Here is a 17,023-nt window from a genome sequence, read left to right on the forward strand (position 1 = left end):
TAATCAAGTTTGACTAGTTAGAACCCGGGCAGTACTTTCCGGCGTGCGTAGTCAAACTTGACTACATGATGCGAAGAAGAGCATGAGGGAGAGGGGAAGACCTTGGCCGACAGCGATCCCGCGATCGTCGTCGAGGGGCTGCGGAAGACCTACCGGGACAAACAGGCCCTCGCCGGACTCGATCTGACCGTCCCGCAGGGCACCGTGCACGCCGTGCTCGGCCCCAACGGCGCGGGCAAGACCACCTGCGTACGGATCCTGGCCACCCTGCTGCGGCACGACGGCGGCCGGGCCGAGGTCGCCGGGTACGACGTGCTGCGCGACCCCGACGAGGTCCGCTACCGCGTCGGACTCGTCGGCCAGCACGCCGCGGTGGACGAGGAGCTGAGCGGACGGCAGAACCTGGAGATGTTCGGCCGCCTCTACCACCTGGGCGGCCGCCGGGCGGCGGCCCGCGCGGACGAGCTGCTGGAGCGGTTCGGCCTCGCCGGAACCGGCACCAAGGCGGTCAGCCAGTACAGCGGCGGGATGCGCCGCAGGCTGGACCTCGCGGCGAGCCTCATCATGCGGCCGCGGATCCTCTTCCTGGACGAGCCGACCACCGGGCTCGACCCCCGGGGCCGTACGGAGGTGTGGAACGCGGTCCGCTCGCTGGTGGACGGCGGTACGACCGTGCTGCTCACCACCCAGTACCTGGAGGAGGCGGACCAACTGGCCGACCGCGTCTGCGTGATCGACGGCGGACGGGCCATCGCCGACGGGACCGCCGACGAGCTCAAGGCCCGGCTCGGCGGGGACCGGATCGAGGTGGTGCTGCGCGACGCGGGCCAACTGACCGCCGCCGCCTCGGTCGTGGCCAAGGCGACCGGCGCCGCCGAGGTCGGGACCGACCCCGACCGGCGGCGGCTCGGCGCGCGGGTCACCGACCGGGTGGCCGCGCTGACGGAGACCGTGAGGGCGTTGGCGGCGCACGGGATCGAGGCGGAGGACATCGTGCTGCGCCGCCCCACGCTCGACGAGGTCTTTCTGCACCTCACCGGGGAGCCGAGCACGGTGGACACGGCCACGACGGACGCTGCCGGGGAGGAGACCCTCGTATGACCACCGCGACCCTCATCGACTCCTGGACCATGACCCGCCGCGGACTCGCCCACTGGGCCCGGCAGCCCGTCCAGGTGGCCGTTCAGCTGGCCTTCCCGGTGATGATGCTGGTGATGTTCGCCTACTTCCTCGGCGGCGGGATGACCGTCCCGGGCGGCGGCGACTACAAGGAGTACCTGGTGCCGGGCACGTTCGCGCTCACCATGGTGTTCGGCCTCGAAGGGACGATGCTCGCCATCACCCAGGATCTCAACAAGGGCGTCATCGACCGTTTCCGCTCGATGCCGATGGCCCGCTCGGCGGTCCTGGTCGGGCGCAGTGTGCTGGACATGCTCCAGTCGGCGCTCGGGCTGCTCGTCCTCCTCGGGGTCGGGCTCGCGATGGGCTGGCGCTGGCACGGCGGACTCGGCGACGCCCTGCTCGCCGTCGGGCTGCTGCTGTGGCTGCGCTTCGCGATGCTGTGGCTCGGCATCTTCCTGGGCATGGCCGCCGGGCGCCCGGAGATGGTGCAGGCCGTACAGATCCTGGTCTGGCCGGTGGGCTTCCTCTCCAACGTCTTCGCCTCGACCGAGACCATGCCCGGCTGGCTCGGCGCCGTGGCGGTCTGGAACCCGATGTCGGCGACGGCCACCGCGATCCGCGAGCTGTTCGGCGGCCCCGGGGGCGGCGGTGACTCCTGGGCCGCGGACCACGCCCAACTCCTCGCCGTCTGCTGGCCGCTGGCGCTGATCGCGGTCTTCCTCCCGGTCGCGGTGCGGCGTTACGGGCGGCTCAGCCGCTGACGGCGGCCCCCGGATCCGCGAGCCGCGCGGGGTCACACCTCCACCGGTCGTCGCCGGTTGCGGATACGGTGCGGGTATGGGGAACGACAGGTCGGGCACGGGGGCGCGGACGGTGAGCGGGCCCGGATACGCCCTGCTGCTCGCCGCCGGCCCGGTCGGCAAGCAGCGACTGATGGACGCGGCCGCCGCGCTGCCCCAGCTCGCCGCCGTATCCCCGGCGGCGCTGCTGGGCACGCCCGGCGGCGCCAGCGTCGTCCAACTCGTGGACCCGGTCGACCCGCAGACCGTATTGACGCATCTGCGGACCGCCGCCGCGCACCCGGGCCCGGTGCTGGTCCATCTCGCGGGCCAGCTCACCCTTGACGCCAAACAACGGCTGCCGCACCTGGCGTTGGCCCGTACGACGCCGAGGACCGCCCGCTACACGGCGCTGCCCTGGCACTGGCTGGCCGCCGAGCTCGGGCGGCGGCCGCCGGGCAGCACCGTCGTGGTCGCCGACCTGGTGGCCGACGAGACGGCCTGGCCACCGCTGAGCACCGCCGGCCCGTCCGCCCTCGCGGCCGGGCTGACCCTCTACGGCACGGTGGCACCCGCCCCGCCCAAGCGGCGGCTGGCGACGCCGGACTACAGCCGGGCGTTCGCCGGACTGCTGCGGTCGGCCGCGGAACGCCCACCACTCGCACTGCTCCACCAGCGCGCCGCCCTGGAGGCCGGGCTGGGCCCCGGCCCCGAACTGCTCCTGGACGGCGCCGGGCCGGGCGAGTCGTACGCGCCCCCGGACGCCGCTTCTGGCGTGGAGGCCGCCGCATGGTCCGGGCAGGCCGGGCAGACCACCGGAGAGATCCGGCCGACCGGGCGGACTGGGGCGACCGGGCAGGCCGGTCCGGGCGAGGCCACCGGATCGGCCGGACGGGCGGCGGCCTCGCCGCCGCCCGTGCCGCCCGGCCCTCCCGAATCGTTCCGCCCCGCCGATCAACCACCGGTGCCCCCGGCGCTACGTGCCCCCGCGCCCCCGCCGCCCGGGTGGAGGCCCGTGGCCGATCCGCTCGCCTCGACGCACGCGGCGATATTCGAGGCGGCCAACGCGGGGCGGCACAGCGAGGCGGCCTCGATGGCGGCCGCCTGGGAGCAGGAGGCGCTTCGGACGGCCGGTCCCCGGTCCGACGAGGCGATCCACTGGCTGGAGGTCCGCGCCGACCTCTCCCGTATCGCCGGGGACCCGGCCCGCGCCTGCGAGCTGTGGCTCGCGGTGGCCGACGCGCGGCTGGGCAACGGGGAACCGGCCGAGCACCCCGAGGTCGAGGGGGCCGTGGACCGGGCGCACCACCAGTGGCAGTTCGTGGCGGACCGGGTCAGGGCCGGTGCCCTCGCCCCGCAGCTGATCGAGCTGCGGGGCCGGGTGCCCGGCCGCAGACCGGGTGCGCTGGAGGCGGTACGGCGCCGGGCCGAACTGCTCCGGGCCCCGGCCCGCACGCGCTGACCGCCGTCACCCCCAGGACCGGAGGCGCCGGGCTCAGCGGCACCGGGCTCAGCGCCCCCAGGACCGGAGGCGCCGGGCTCAGCGGCGCCGGGCTGAGAGGCGCCGGGCTCAGCGGCACCGGGCTCAGTGGTGGAACGCCTTGACGGCCTTCCCCATGGGCGCGGGCTGTGACCGCAGCTCCGGCAGCAGCGACCCCAGGTCGCCCAGGAAGAGATCGGCGAGATCCTCCGAGAAGCCGTTGCGGCACACCACCCGCAGTACGGACAGGTCCTCCCGGTTGGGCGGGAAGGTGTACGCGGGCACCAGCCAGCCGCGTTCGCGCAGCCGCCGGGAGATGTCGTAGACGTCGAAGCCGCGGATCCCCTCCGCCGTGGTGAACGCGAACACCGGCAGCTGATCGCCGCGGCTGAGCATGGTGAAGTCGCCGAACGCCTCGATCCGCTCGGCGAGCGAGCGTGCCACATCGCGGGTCTGCTGCTGGACGGCGCGATAGCCCTCCCGGCCCAGCCGTACGAAGGTGTAGTACTGGGCGGCCACCTGGGAGCCGGGGCGGGAGAAGTTGAGCGAGAACGTGGGCATGTCGCCGCCGAGGTAGTCGACGTGGAAGACCAGCTCCTCGGGCAGCGCCTCCGCCGTACGCCACAGCGCCCATCCCACCCCGGGGTAGACCAGGCCGTACTTGTGGCCCGAGGTGTTGATGGACGCGACCCGCGGCAGCTGGAAGTCCCACACCAGGTCCGGGTCGAGGAACGGCGCGACCATCGCGCCCGAGGCGCCGTCCACATGCACCGGGATGTCCAGGCCCGTGCGCTCCTGGAGGTCGTCCAGCGCCCGGCACACCTCGGCGACGGGTTCGTAGGAGCCGTCGAAGGTGGAGCCGAGGACCGCGACGACCCCGATGGTGTTCTCGTCGCACAGCTCGGCGGCGGCCTGGGGATCGAGGTGGAACCGGTCGCCCTCCATGGGCACCTGCCGGGCCTCCACCTCCCAGAATGTGCAGAACTTCTCCCAGCACACCTGGACATTGGTGCCCATGACCAGATTGGGGCGGGCGGTGGCCGGATAGCTCACCGGGTTCCGCCTGGCCCAGCGCCGCTTGAAGGCCATTCCGGCCAGCATGCACGCCTCGCTCGACCCCGTGGTGGAGCAGCCCACGACCGCGTCCGGATCGGGGGCGTGCCACAGATGGCCGAGCATGGTCACGCATCGCCGCTCCAGTTCGGCGGTGCGCGGATACTCATCCTTGTCGATCATGTTCTTGGCGAAGCAGTCGGACATCAGCCTGCCCGCCTGCGGCTCCATCCACGTGGTGACGAAGGTGGCGAGATTCTGGCGGGCGTTGCCGTCCAGCATCAGCTCGTCATGGACGAACTGATACGCGGTCGTGGGCGCCATCGGCTCGTCCGGGAGGCAGTGGCGCGGAGGCCTGCCGGTCATTCCGCTGATCGGATTGGCCTCGCCGTAGAGCGGATTGACGGAGAACTCGGGGCTTTCGTCGAGGTCGCGTCGGCCGGGAGTGCCTTTGTGAAGTGCCATCTTCGCTAAATTAGGGGCATTTCACCGATAAACCCCGGCCCCGCGCCGCGCCCCTACCCCGCGCTGCTGAGCGACAGCTTCGCCGCGAAGCCGAGGAACGCCGTGCCCGCGGCCGCCGAGAGCCCCGCCCGCAGCCGCCGGCGCCGCCGGAAGGTGGCCGCCAGATACGTACCGCTGAAGATCAGCACCGACAGATAGGTGATGCTGAACAGCTGCGCCCAGGCGCCCAGCGCCACGAAGGACAGCGCGGGGTGGGCGTAGCCCGGATCCACGAACTGTACGAAGAAGGAGATGAAGAAGAGGATCGCCTTCGGGTTCAGCAGGCTGATGACCAGCGCCCGGCGGTACGGGCGCTCGCCCTCCGCGGACCCCGTGGCCGTATCCACGGCCCCGTCCGCGCCCCGCGCGGCCGCCTCCGCGGTCCCCGGGCGGCGGCGCCACAGCGCCCGCGCCCCGCGCAGCATGCCCACCGCCAACCAGGTCAGATAGCCCGCGCCCGCGAACTTGACCACCGAGAACAGCACCGGGCTGGCGTGCAGCAGCGAGGCCACCCCGCCCGCCGACAGCGCCATCAGCACGGTGTCGCCGCAGAGCACCCCGGCCGCCGCCCGATAGCCGGTACGGGGGCCGCGGCGGGCCGCGACCGAGACCACATACAGCGAATTGGGGCCCGGCAGCAGGATGATCAGCGCCAGACCGGCCAGATATGTCGAAAGATCGGTTATCCCCAGCACGATCGGCAGGATGACAGTGGTCCGCCGCGCCGCCCAGTCGATTTCGCCATCCGGACTTGCACCTCACGCGACGTGAGGGAGCACCGTGGAACCCGTACCGAACAGAAAGAGAGCGGATTCGGCCATGAGCTATTCCGTGGGGCAGGTGGCGGGCTTCGCCGGCGTCACGGTGCGCACGCTGCACCACTACGACGAGATCGGGCTGCTGCGCCCCGGCGCCCGCAGCGCGGCCGGGCACCGGCGTTACGACGACGCCGACCTCGACCGGCTGCAGCGGATCCTGTTCTACCGGGAGCTCGGCTTTCCGCTCGAAGAGGTGGCGGTGCTGCTCGACGACCCGGACATCGATCCGCGGGCCCACCTGCGGCGTCAGCACCAGCTGCTGTCCGACCGGATCGAGCGGCTGCGGAAGATGGCCGCCGCCGTCGAACGAGCCATGGAGGCGCGGAATATGGGCATCAATCTGACCCCCGAGGAGAAGTTCGAGGTCTTCGGGGACGACGACCCGGAGCAGTACCAGGAGGAGGTGGAGCAGCGCTGGGGGAACACCGAGGCGTACAAGGAGTCCCAGCGCAGGGCGGCCTCGTACACCAAGGAGGACTGGAAGCGGATCTTGGCGGAGGGGGAGGACATCAACAACGGCTTTGTCGCGCTGATGGGCGCGGGCACCCCGCCGGAGTCCGAGGAGGCGATGGACCTCGCGGAGGAGCACCGGCAGTGGATCAGCCGCAACCACTACGAGTGCGGCCATGAGTTGCACACCTGCCTGGGCCGGATGTATGTCTCGGACCACCGCTTCACGGAGAACTTCGACAAGGCCGCGCCGGGGCTGGCCATCTACCTCCGGGAGGCGATCCTCGCCAACGCGGAGCGGCACGGCTACGAGGCGTCCGACGGATCGTGACGCCTGCGGCGGGTCTCCTGGGCGGAGGGAACCAAGGGCACGCACACCGCGTTGATAGCTTTGGGCGGCACACTGCGAAGAACACTCAGTCCGCCCCAACCCTGCGGCCGGGCCTCGCACGAGCCTGCATTCCTCGACCCAGGAGCCTCCCCCGTGAACACCCTCGCGCTCGGCCCTCAGTGGCTGGACCCGGACTATCTGATCGAGACCTTCGGTCTGCTCGGCGTCCTGGCCATCGTTTTCGCGGAGTCCGGCCTGCTCATCGGCTTCTTCCTGCCGGGCGACTCGCTGCTGTTCACCACCGGCCTGCTGGTGACCACCAATGTGATCAAGCAGGATCTGTGGCTGGTGTGTGTGGCCGTGGCGGTCGCCGCGATCCTCGGTGACCAGGCCGGATATCTCTTCGGCCGGAAGGTGGGGCCGTCGCTGTTCCGGCGCCCCGACTCCAAGCTCTTCAAACAGGAGAACGTGGAGAAGGCGCATGAGTTCTTCGAGAAGCACGGGCCGAAGTCGCTGATCCTCGCCCGCTTCGTGCCCATCGTGCGGACGTTCACGCCGATCATCGCGGGCGTGAGCCGGATGAACTACCGCTCGTTCATCATCTTCAACGTCATCGGCGGTGTGCTGTGGGGCACCGGCGTCACGCTGCTCGGCTCGGCGCTCGGGAAGGTCGACTTCGTGCATCAGCACATCGAGCTGATGCTGATCGCGATCGTGCTGCTGTCGATCATCCCGATCGTGATCGAGTTCCTCCGGGCGCGCGGCAAGGCGAAGAAGGAGGCCGCCGCGCAGCCGGAGCCGCAGGGCCCGGCCGCGGGTTCCCCCTCCCAGGGGCCGCGCGGGCGCCACGCCAAGCGCTGAGCGGGCCCTTCACCGGGCTTCACATCCCGCACACACCGCCCCCACTTCCCACTCGGCGGTCACCGCCCCGCACAATGGGCTCCGGTGGCCGCCGATGTTGCATCCTTGGCTGCTGGGAAACATCCGGGGAGGGCTGGTGAGGAGCGAGGATACGTGAGGTCGGACCGTCAGCAGACGCCGCGTGCCGTGAGCGCGGCGGAGACGGACACGGGGGAGCAGCAGAAGCCGTTGTCCGACGAGGCGCACAGCGCCTTCACCCCGCCCCTGGGCATACCCCTTCCGCCGCCGCCCGAGGACGAGCACCCGACATCGGAGTTCGCCGTCCCCGACGGACTGACGGCGGAAGCCCCCGCCGAGCCCGAGGGCTCGGCGTTCGTGCCGCCCGCCGGGGTGAAGACACCCTCGAACAACCAGACCACCGGGGGCTTCCCCGTCATCACCCCGCCGAACGGCATCCCCGTCGTCCGGCTGACCAAGGACGCCCCCTGGCAGGACCGGATGCGCACGATGCTGCGCATGCCGATCAGCGACCGCCCGACGCCCGAGCGCGTGGAGCGGCAGGACGATACGGGCCCGGCCGTGCCGCGTGTGCTCGACCTCACTCTCCGCATCGCCGAGCTGCTGCTCGCGGGCGGTGAGGGGGCCGAGGACGTCGAGGCGGCGATGCTCGGCGTGGCGCACGCGTACGGGCTCGACCGCTGCGAGCCGACCGTCACCTTCACCCTGCTGTCGGTCAGCTACCAGCCCTCGCTGGTCGACGACCCGGTCACGGCCAGCCGGACCGTACGGCGCCGGGGCACCGACTACACCCGGCTGTCCGCGGTCTTCCGGCTCGTGGACGACATCACCTCGCGGGACGACTTCACGCTGGAGGAGGCGTACCGGCGGCTCGCCGAGATACGCCGTAACCGCCATCCGTACCCCGGCTGGGCGCTCACCGTGGCCGGCGGCGGGCTGGCCGGCGCGGCGAGCATGCTGGTCGGCGGCGACTGGCCGGTGTTCTTCGCGGCGGCCCTCGGCGCGATGCTCGGCGACCGGCTGGCGTGGCTGGCCTCCGGGCGCGGGCTTCCGGAGTTCTACCAGTTCGTGGCCGCGGCGATGCCGCCCGCCGCGATCGGGGTGGCGCTCAGCCTCGCCGACTCCGGGCTCCAGGCGTCCGCCGTGATCACCGGTGGACTGTTCGCGCTGATCCCGGGGCGGGCGCTGGTCGCGGGCGTCCAGGACGGGCTGACCGGCTACTACATCACCGCGGCGGCGCGCCTGCTGGAGGTCGGCTATCTGATCGTGGGCATCGTCTGCGGGGTGCTCACGGTGCTCTACGGGGGCCTCCAGCTCGACGCCAAGCTCAACCCGGAGGCGGCGCTGCGCCATGTGGAGCGGCCGTACATCCAGATCCTGGCGGCGATGCTGCTCGCGCTGACCTTCTGCATCCTGCTCCAGCAGGAACGTCACACCGTGCTGTTCGCCACGCTCAACGGCGGGGTCGCCTGGGTGGTCTACGGCGCGCTGGCCGACACCGCGGGCGTTCCGCCGGTGGCCGCCACGACCGTGGCCGCCGGGCTGGTCGGCCTCTTCGGCCAGCTGCTCTCGCGGTATCGATACGCCTCGGCGCTGCCGTACGTCACGGCGGCGATAGGCCCCCTGCTGCCCGGTAGCGCGACCTACTTCGGGCTGCTCGCGCTGGCCCAGGGCAACCTGGACCGCGGCATTCCGCACCTCACCCAGGCGGCGGCACTGGCCCTGGCGATCGCCATAGGGGTGAACCTGGGAGGCGAGGCGGCGCGCCTCTTCCTGAAGATGCCGGGCGCGGACACCGACCCCTCCGGCCGTCGCGCCGCCAAGCGCACACGGGGCTTCTGACCGGGCCCCGGGGCCGTCGTCCCGGGACCGGAGACCGCCGCCACCCCGGCCCGGAAACGCGGGAGGGCGGGGCACCCGTACGGTGCCCCGCCCTCCCGGCGTGATCAGGACTCAGTGGCCGCCGGCGGCCTCGAGACGCTTGACGGACGCCTCCACCTCGGCCTCGGCCTCGGCGCGGCCCACCCAGTTGGCCCCCTCGACCGACTTCCCCGGCTCCAGGTCCTTGTAGACCTCGAAGAAGTGCTGGATTTCCAGGCGGTCGAACTCTGAAACGTGGTGAATATCACGCAGGTGCTCCACCCGGGGGTCGGAGGCCGGTACGCAAAGCAGCTTGTCATCGCCGCCCGCCTCGTCGGTCATCCTGAACATGCCGATGGCACGGCACTTGATCAGGCAGCCGGGGAACGTCGGCTCGTCGAGAATGACCAGTGCGTCCAGCGGATCACCGTCCTCGCCGAGGGTGTTCTCGACGAAGCCGTAGTCCGCGGGGTAGCTGGTCGACGTGAAGAGTCGCCGGTCAAGGCGGATGCGACCCGTCTCGTGGTCCACCTCGTACTTGTTCCGCGAACCCTTCGGGATCTCGATGGTGACGTCGAACTCCACGGGTGGCTCCTCCATGATCAACACATACGTCTGGTGATTAAGTGTCCCCCACGCAGGTGTGTGGTGGCGAAAGGGGCTGGTCGGTCGTGCCTGAAGCCCGATCGTGGCAGGTCAGGGAGTGGCTGAGCCACCGGCTGAGCCGTGGGCGACGCGAGTTGGAGCGGATGCGCGGGCGTGGGCTGCGCGAGTTGGACCGAATGCGCGGGCGTGGGCTGCGCGAGTGGAACCGCGTGCGCGCCCGTGTCCGGCGCGAATGGCGCAGTACGCCCCGCGAGCAGCAGCGGACCTGGCAGCTGGTGGCGGTCTCCGCCGCGACCGGCCTGGCCGTCGCCGTGGTGTCGGTGCTGGTGGCCGGACCCTGGGACGGCGGCCGGCGGACGGCCGAACGCGCCCGCGCCGCCGAGGACGGTGTCCCGGGCGGGCGGCAGGGCGGCCCGGACCGCCCCGCGCCCAGCGCCGCGCCCGTCCTGGCGGCGCTCGGCACGCGCCCCGCGCCCCGATCGCCGGACAGCGGCGGCGACGCCGTGCCGCCGCCCACCGGGGCGGGGCTCGCCGACACGCTCGAACCGCTGCTGAAGGACCCCGCGTTGGGCGATGAGCGCTCGGTGGCGGTGATGGACGTGAACACCGGTCAGCAGGTGTTCGGCGCCAAGGCGGGCACGGCCGCCGTCCCCGCCTCCACGATCAAGCTCGCGACCGGCGCCGCGGCCCTCTCCGCCCTCGGCCCGGACCACCGCATCAGGACCAGCGTCGTGGCGGGCGCGGGCAGACACGACATCGTGCTGGTCGGCGGTGGTGACCCGACGCTCACCGCGCGCGCCGTCAAGGGGACCGACCACCCCGCCGCACTCCGCCAGTTGGCCGATGACACCGCCCGCGCCCTGAAGAAGCGCGGTGCGGGCCCCTACCGGCTCGGCTACGACACCTCGCTCTACTCCGGGCCCGAGCTCCACACCATCGGCCCCAACGAGAACCTCTCGCCCGTCGTCCCCCTGATGGCCGATGAGGGCCGTAAGGACGACAGCGATCACGGCCCGGCCCCGCGCGCCGAGGACCCGGCCGCCGACGCGGCCGGATCCTTCGCCGCGATGCTGCGCGATCGCGGCGTCGAGGTGAAGGACGGGCCCCGGGCCCGCGAGGCCGCCAAGGGCGCCCGTACGGTGGCCTCCGTCCGCTCCCAGCCGCTGTCCTCGCTCGTCGAGCGGATGCTGACCACCAGCGACAACGACATCGCCGAGGCCCTGGCCCGGCAGACCGCCCTCGCCGCGGGCGAGCCCGCCAGCTTCGAGGGCGGCGCGAGGGCCGTGACCCAGCGGCTGCGCAAGCTGGAGCTGCCCCTGGGCGGAGCCCGGATCGCGGACGGCAGCGGGCTCGACCGCGCCGACCACGTCTCCGCCGGGCTGCTCGCCCAGGTGCTGGTGCGCGCCGCCGACCGCGACCACCCCGAACTGCGGCCGCTGCTCACCGGGCTGCCGGTGGCCGGTTTCACCGGCACCCTGCGCACCCGCTACGCCAAGGACGCGGTCGGCCGGGGCGTGGTCCGCGCCAAGACCGGCACCCTCACCGGGGTCAACAGCCTCGCGGGCTCGGTCGTGGACGCGGACGGCCGGCTGCTGGTCTTCGCGTATCTGACCAACGGCACCACCGACGCCACCGGCGCCCAGCGCGCCCTGGACCGGATGGCCTCGGCCCTCGCCAACTGCGGTTGCCGCTGAGCGGAGGGGGGACCCGGACGCGGGGCGGCCGCCTGTGCGGCCCCCGGTGTCCTCCCGGATGGGGCGCGGGCCACGTACCGTGAAGCCATGACGAGCATCGGTGGTGTGGAGATGGTCGACTGGAATCTCGCGGTCGCGACCGCGACCCGGCTGGTGCGCCCAGGGCCCGAGGTGAGCCGCGAGGAGGCGCGCGCGGTCGTCGCGGAGCTGCGCCGGCACGCCAAGTCCTCGGAGGAGCACGTCCGCGCCTTCACCCGGATGGCCGTCTCCGGCGGCCCGGCCTCCGACACCCCCGTCCTCGTCGTGGACCGCGCGGGCTGGATCAGGGCGAACGTGGCGGGCTTCCGGCAGATCCTCAAACCGCTGCTCGGCAAGGTGCAGGACCGGCGCGGCGGACTGCCCGGCGGGGCGGTGCTGGGCGCGGTCGGCGGCAAGGTGACCGGGGTCGAGCTGGGGATGCTGCTGTCCTTCCTGGCCTCCCGGGTGCTCGGCCAGTACGAGACCTTCGCGCCCTCGACCCGCGAGCTGCCCGGCTCCCCGGGCGGCGGCCGGCTGCTGCTGGTGGCGCCCAACATCGTCCATGTCGAGCGCGAACTCGACGTGGCCCCGCATGACTTCCGGCTGTGGGTCGCGCTGCACGAGGAGACCCACCGCACCCAGTTCACCGCCGTGCCCTGGCTGCGCGACCACATCGAGTCCGAGATCCAGGCGTTCCTCGGCGAGACCGACGTGGACCCGGCCACCTTGCTGGAGCGGGTCCGCGAGGCCGTCCAGTCGCTGAGCGGCGGCCGTCCCGCCGACGAGGCGGACGAGGCGGACGGGCGGGGCGCGCCCAGCATCATCGAGCTGGTCCAGACCCCGGCCCAGCGGGAGATCCTGGCCCGGCTGACCGCGGTGATGTCGCTGCTGGAGGGGCACGCCGACTACGTGATGGACGGGGTGGGGCCGGAGGTCGTGCCGTCCGTGGCGGAGATCCGGGAGAAGTTCCAGAAGCGCCGGGCGAGCGGAGCCGGCCGGCTCGACCAGGCGCTGCGCAAGCTGCTGGGGCTCGACGCCAAGCTGCGGCAGTACCGTGACGGGGAGCGGTTCGTACGGTCGGTGGTGAACCAGGTCGGCATGGACGGCTTCAACCGGGTGTGGACCTCGCCCAACACCCTTCCGACCAAGGCGGAGATCAGCAAACCCGCCGACTGGGTCGCGCGGGTGCACCGCAAGGCGGAGTCCTAGAACCGGCACACCCCCGGCACACGCGGAAACGGACGAACGCCCCCTTTAATCACTCGTCCGAGGGACCGTTGGCGACGGGTAGGCGTGCGATGCTCGGGGAACAGCTCGCTTCTGTCACCATCGACATACGCAGCGTGACGAACGGCTCGTACCGCTCGTACTCCTCGCCCCCCGAGGCACCCCCTCGAATGACAGATGGGAAACGGACATGGGTCCCCATCCAGCGGTCGCCGCGATACGCCTCGCGGTCCGCCGCGTCCTCCACGACATCCTCGTCGCCCACTCGGCCGCGCCCTCGGCCGCCTCGTCGCCCTCCGCGCTCCCCTCCCTCTCCCCGGCGTCCTCCGCCCCCGGCCCCCGCGGCTCCGCCCCCCGGGACGACGCACCGCTGGTGCTCGCCGCCTGCTCGGGCGGCGCCGACTCCATGGCACTCGCCTCCGCCCTCGCCTTCGAGGCCCCGCGGGCCGGGCTGCGCGCCGGCGGGGTCACCGTCGACCACGGTCTCCAGCAGGGGTCCGACGTCCGCGCCGCCGAGGTCACCGACCGGATGCGGGCCCTGGGCCTGGCGCCGGTCGAGGCGATCGCCGTGTCCGTCGGCCGGAGCGGCGGCCCCGAGGCCGCCGCCCGGGACGCCCGCTACACCGCGCTGGACGCCGCCGCCGAGCGCCACGGCGCCGCCGCCGTGCTGCTCGGCCACACCCGTGACGACCAGGCCGAGACGGTTCTGCTGGGCCTCGCCCGCGGCTCCGGCACCCGCTCGCTGTCCGGTATGGCCTGGGTCTCCGGCGCCGGCGGCCGCTACCGCCGCCCCTTCCTCCAGCTGGACCGGCACACCGTCCGCGAGGCGTGCCTGGCCCAGTCGCTGCCCGTCTGGGACGACCCGCACAACGTGGACCCCTCCTACACCCGCTCCCGGGTCCGCCACGAGGCGCTGCCCATCCTGGAGAAGGCGCTCGGCAAGGGCGTCGTCGAGGCGCTCGCCCGCACCGCCCAGCTCTCCCGTGACGACGCCGACGCCCTCGACGCCTGGGCCGCCCGCGCCGAGGCCGATGTGATGACCACCGCACCGGCGGCGGCCGGTGGCGCGCAGGCCGTGCACCTCGACGCCGTAGGCCTGCACGGACTGCCCACCGCCGTCCGCCGCCGGGTGCTGCGCCGGGCCGCCATCGCCGCGGGTGCGCCCGCCGGTTCGCTCTTCGCCCGCCATATCGAAGAAGTGGACCGGCTGATCACCGGCTGGCGGGGGCAGCGGGCCATCAACCTGCCCGGCCGCGTCGAAGTCCGCCGGGAGGGTGGCAGACTGGTCATCCGGCAGGGCTGATCCGCCCGAGCCAGTTGAGCCGGTAGTCGAACGAGAGTGGCGCGGGTGGACGACAAGGACATGGGCACCGACCTCAAGTCGGTCCTCATCACCGAGCAAGAGATCGACGCGAAGCTGGCCGAGCTGGCCGCCGCCATCGACGAGGAGTACGCGGACAAGGATCTGCTGATCATCGGCGTGCTCAAGGGCGCGGTGATGGTCATGGCGGATCTGGCGCGTGCCCTCTCCACGCCCGTCACCATGGACTGGATGGCCGTGTCGTCCTACGGCGCGGGCACCCAGTCCTCCGGGGTGGTGCGTATCCTGAAGGACCTGGACACCGACATCAAGGGCAAACACGTCCTGATCGTCGAGGACATCATCGACTCCGGACTGACGCTGTCGTGGCTGCTGTCGAACCTGGGCTCGCGCGAGCCGGCCTCGCTGAACGTCTGCACCCTGCTGCGCAAGCCGGAGGCGGCCAAGGTCGCCATCGAGGTGAAGTGGGTCGGCTTCGACATCCCCAATGAGTTCGTCGTCGGCTACGGCCTGGACTACGCCGAGAAGTACCGGAACCTTCGGTTCGTCGGCACCCTGGCCCCTCACGTCTACGGCGGCTGACGGGCGCCGCCGCCCCCTGGGAACCTGGCGGGGTTTTCCGCCGTTGGAGCTGGGGAAGGCGGTTTTGTTAACAGTCCACGGCGGCGTCGGGTGACAATGCTGGGGTACCGTCCGAAGGTCAGTCTTTTTCGAGACTGAGGATTACACAGCTCATACACCGCAAATACACCGCACGCACAGGCGCCCCTCCAGGGCTGCCGTGCCTCACTGTGGCAGGAGGGACGGGGCGGCTTCGCCCCGTATGGATGGACGTGAAGCGCTACTTCCGTGGGCCGGTCATGTGGATCGTGCTGGCCGTCCTCGCCGTGGTCGTGTTGATGCAGGTCGTCGGCTCGTCCGGCGGCTACAAGTCGGTGGACACCAGTCAGGTCGTCAAGGCGATCAACCAGAACCAGGTCCAGTCCGCCGAGCTGACGACCGGCGACGAGCACAAGGTAAAGATCAAGCTCAAGGAGAACGTCGCCAAGATCTCGGGCAGCGACAAGCTCCAGGCCACCTACATCGGTGACCAGGGCGTCGATCTCGCCAAGACTCTGCAGGCCAACGCCCAGAAGCAGGGCGGGATCCCCGACGGGTACAACGTCTCGACGTCGAAGCAGAACCCCTTCGTCGGGATCCTGCTCTCGCTGCTCCCGTTCGTGCTGATCGTCGTGGTCTTCCTGTTCCTGATGAATCAGATGCAGGGCGGCGGCTCCCGGGTGATGAACTTCGGCAAGTCGAAGGCCAAGCTCATCACCAAGGACACGCCGAAGACGACCTTCACCGATGTGGCGGGGGCCGACGAGGCGGTCGAGGAGCTCCAGGAGATCAAGGAGTTCCTCCAGGAGCCGGCGAAGTTCCAGGCCGTGGGCGCCAAGATCCCCAAGGGCGTGCTGCTCTACGGGCCGCCCGGTACGGGTAAGACGCTGCTCGCGCGCGCCGTCGCGGGCGAGGCGGGTGTCCCCTTCTACTCGATCTCCGGCTCCGACTTCGTCGAGATGTTCGTGGGTGTGGGTGCCTCCCGCGTCCGCGACCTGTTCGAGCAGGCCAAGGCCAACGCCCCGGCCATCGTCTTCGTCGACGAGATCGACGCCGTCGGCCGGCACCGCGGCGCGGGCATGGGCGGCGGCCATGACGAGCGCGAGCAGACGCTGAACCAGCTGCTCGTCGAGATGGACGGCTTCGATGTGAAGGGCGGGGTCATCCTGATCGCCGCCACCAACCGGCCCGACATCCTCGACCCGGCGCTGCTGCGCCCGGGCCGCTTCGACCGGCAGATCGCGGTCGACCGCCCGGATATGCAGGGCCGGCTGGAGATCCTCAAGGTCCACCAGAAGGGCAAGCCGGTCGCCCCGGACGTCGACCTGTCGGCCGTCGCCCGCCGCACCCCCGGCTTCACCGGTGCCGATCTGTCGAATGTGCTGAACGAGGCCGCCCTGCTGACGGCCCGCAGCGACAAGAAGCTGATCGACAACCACTTCCTGGACGAGGCGATCGACCGAGTCGTGGCCGGTCCGCAGAAGCGGACCCGGATCATGAGCGACAAGGAGAAGAAGATCACCGCGTACCACGAGGGCGGTCACGCCCTGGTCGCGGCGGCGTCTCCGAACAGCGATCCGGTGCACAAGGTCACCATCCTCTCCAGAGGCCGGGCCCTGGGCTACACCATGGTCCTGCCCGACGAGGACAAGTACTCGACCACGCGCAACGAGATGCTGGACCAGCTCGCCTACATGATGGGCGGCCGGGCCGCGGAGGAACTCGTCTTCCACGACCCGACCACGGGCGCGTCCAACGACATCGAGAAGGCCACCACCACGGCCCGCGCGATGGTCACGCAGTACGGCATGACCGAGCGGCTCGGCGCGATCAAGTTCGGCTCCGACAACTCCGAGCCGTTCCTCGGCCGTGAGATGGCTCACCAGCGCGACTACTCGGAAGAGGTCGCCGCACTGGTGGACGAGGAGGTCAAGAAGCTCATCGAGGCCGCGCACAACGAGGCGTGGGAGATCCTCGTCGAGAACCGGGACGTCCTGGACAACCTGGTGCTGGCGCTGCTGGAGAAGGAGACGCTGAACAAGGAGGAGATCGCCGAGATCTTCGCCCCGATCGTGAAGCGTCCGGCCCGCCCGGCGTGGACCGGATCCTCGCGGCGTACGCCCTCCACCCGCCCGCCGGTGCTCTCCCCCCGGGAGCTCGCCCCGGCGAACGGTGCCCAGCCCACCTCGGCGGCCTCGCTCACCAAGGCCACGGCGCCGGAGGACGGCGCCGAGCGGCCCGAGGAGTCGGACTCCGGCTCGGAGAACTGACCCTCGCCACC

Annotated in this window: 14 protein-coding genes; 11 read left to right on the forward strand and 3 right to left on the reverse strand. The window is 71.7% G+C overall.

Annotation, left to right across the window (positions count from 1 at the left end; all coding sequences use genetic code 11):
- Nucleotides 1-102 precede the first annotated feature (102 nt).
- From ACMTAK_RS27865 to ACMTAK_RS27875, 3 genes are all read left to right on the forward strand, one after another.
- Nucleotides 103-1,101 (forward strand): ATP-binding cassette domain-containing protein, encoded by a 999-nt coding sequence (locus ACMTAK_RS27865; RefSeq protein ID WP_413808718.1) that lies wholly within the window; start codon nt 103-105, stop codon nt 1,099-1,101.
- Nucleotides 1,098-1,883, forward strand: coding sequence for an ABC transporter permease (locus ACMTAK_RS27870; protein WP_413808719.1), 786 nt, complete (start codon nt 1,098-1,100; stop codon nt 1,881-1,883). Before ACMTAK_RS27865 ends, ACMTAK_RS27870 begins: the two co-directional genes overlap by 4 nt.
- A 76-nt stretch (nt 1,884-1,959) precedes the next feature.
- Nucleotides 1,960-3,363, forward strand: coding sequence for a hypothetical protein (locus ACMTAK_RS27875; protein WP_413808720.1), 1,404 nt, complete (start codon nt 1,960-1,962; stop codon nt 3,361-3,363).
- A gap of 123 nt (nt 3,364-3,486) precedes the next feature.
- On the opposite strand, the gene ACMTAK_RS27880 is transcribed toward ACMTAK_RS27875, so the two are convergent.
- Both ACMTAK_RS27880 and leuE read right to left on the reverse strand, forming a co-directional pair.
- A complete protein-coding gene (locus tag ACMTAK_RS27880) occupies nt 3,487-4,899 on the reverse strand; it encodes a glutamate decarboxylase (protein WP_413808721.1) in 1,413 nt (470 codons plus the stop codon).
- A gap of 53 nt (nt 4,900-4,952) precedes the next feature.
- The gene (gene leuE / locus ACMTAK_RS27885; RefSeq protein WP_413808722.1) at nt 4,953-5,633 is read right to left on the reverse strand and encodes a leucine efflux protein LeuE; all 681 of its coding nucleotides are present in this window, start codon (nt 5,631-5,633) and stop codon (nt 4,953-4,955) included.
- A gap of 124 nt (nt 5,634-5,757) precedes the next feature.
- Here leuE and ACMTAK_RS27890 point away from each other — a divergent pair, with 124 nt between their 5' ends.
- The 3 genes from ACMTAK_RS27890 (at nt 5,758) to ACMTAK_RS27900 (ending at nt 9,258) form a co-directional block, all read left to right on the forward strand.
- Entirely contained in the window at nt 5,758-6,537 is a 780-nt protein-coding gene (locus ACMTAK_RS27890) for a MerR family transcriptional regulator (RefSeq protein WP_413808723.1), read from the forward strand.
- 153 nt (nt 6,538-6,690) lie between these two features.
- Entirely contained in the window at nt 6,691-7,398 is a 708-nt protein-coding gene (locus tag ACMTAK_RS27895; RefSeq protein WP_413808724.1) for a DedA family protein, read from the forward strand.
- Between the two features lie 153 nt (nt 7,399-7,551).
- On the forward strand, nt 7,552-9,258 hold the full coding sequence (locus ACMTAK_RS27900) for a threonine/serine exporter family protein (RefSeq protein ID WP_413808725.1): 1,707 nt from the start codon (nt 7,552-7,554) through the stop codon (nt 9,256-9,258).
- Nucleotides 9,259-9,369: 111 nt separating this feature from the next.
- On the opposite strand, the gene ACMTAK_RS27905 is transcribed toward ACMTAK_RS27900, so the two are convergent.
- On the reverse strand, nt 9,370-9,861 hold the full coding sequence (locus tag ACMTAK_RS27905) for an inorganic diphosphatase (RefSeq protein WP_161560824.1): 492 nt from the start codon (nt 9,859-9,861) through the stop codon (nt 9,370-9,372).
- An 86-nt stretch (nt 9,862-9,947) separates the two neighbouring features.
- On the opposite strand from ACMTAK_RS27905, the gene dacB reads away from it, so the two are divergent.
- The 5 genes from dacB (at nt 9,948) to ftsH (ending at nt 17,012) form a co-directional block, all read left to right on the forward strand.
- Nucleotides 9,948-11,576 carry a D-alanyl-D-alanine carboxypeptidase/D-alanyl-D-alanine endopeptidase gene (gene dacB / locus ACMTAK_RS27910; RefSeq protein ID WP_413808726.1) on the forward strand — a complete coding sequence of 543 codons (1,629 nt, stop codon included), beginning with the start codon at nt 9,948-9,950 and terminating at the stop codon, nt 11,574-11,576.
- Between the two features lie 87 nt (nt 11,577-11,663).
- A complete protein-coding gene (locus tag ACMTAK_RS27915) occupies nt 11,664-12,803 on the forward strand; it encodes a zinc-dependent metalloprotease (RefSeq protein WP_413808727.1) in 1,140 nt (379 codons plus the stop codon).
- Between the two features lie 208 nt (nt 12,804-13,011).
- Nucleotides 13,012-14,124: a tRNA lysidine(34) synthetase TilS gene (gene tilS, locus ACMTAK_RS27920; RefSeq protein ID WP_413808728.1), complete on the forward strand. Its 1,113-nt coding sequence runs from the start codon at nt 13,012-13,014 to the stop codon at nt 14,122-14,124.
- A gap of 60 nt (nt 14,125-14,184) precedes the next feature.
- A complete protein-coding gene (gene hpt / locus ACMTAK_RS27925) occupies nt 14,185-14,724 on the forward strand; it encodes a hypoxanthine phosphoribosyltransferase (RefSeq protein ID WP_262704810.1) in 540 nt (179 codons plus the stop codon).
- 245 nt (nt 14,725-14,969) lie between these two features.
- A complete protein-coding gene (gene ftsH, locus ACMTAK_RS27930) occupies nt 14,970-17,012 on the forward strand; it encodes an ATP-dependent zinc metalloprotease FtsH (protein WP_413808729.1) in 2,043 nt (680 codons plus the stop codon).
- Nucleotides 17,013-17,023: the final 11 nt, after the last annotated feature.

The sequence above is a fragment of the Streptomyces lacaronensis genome (assembly GCF_047337785.1).
Classification (GTDB): domain Bacteria; phylum Actinomycetota; class Actinomycetes; order Streptomycetales; family Streptomycetaceae; genus Streptomyces; species Streptomyces lycopersici.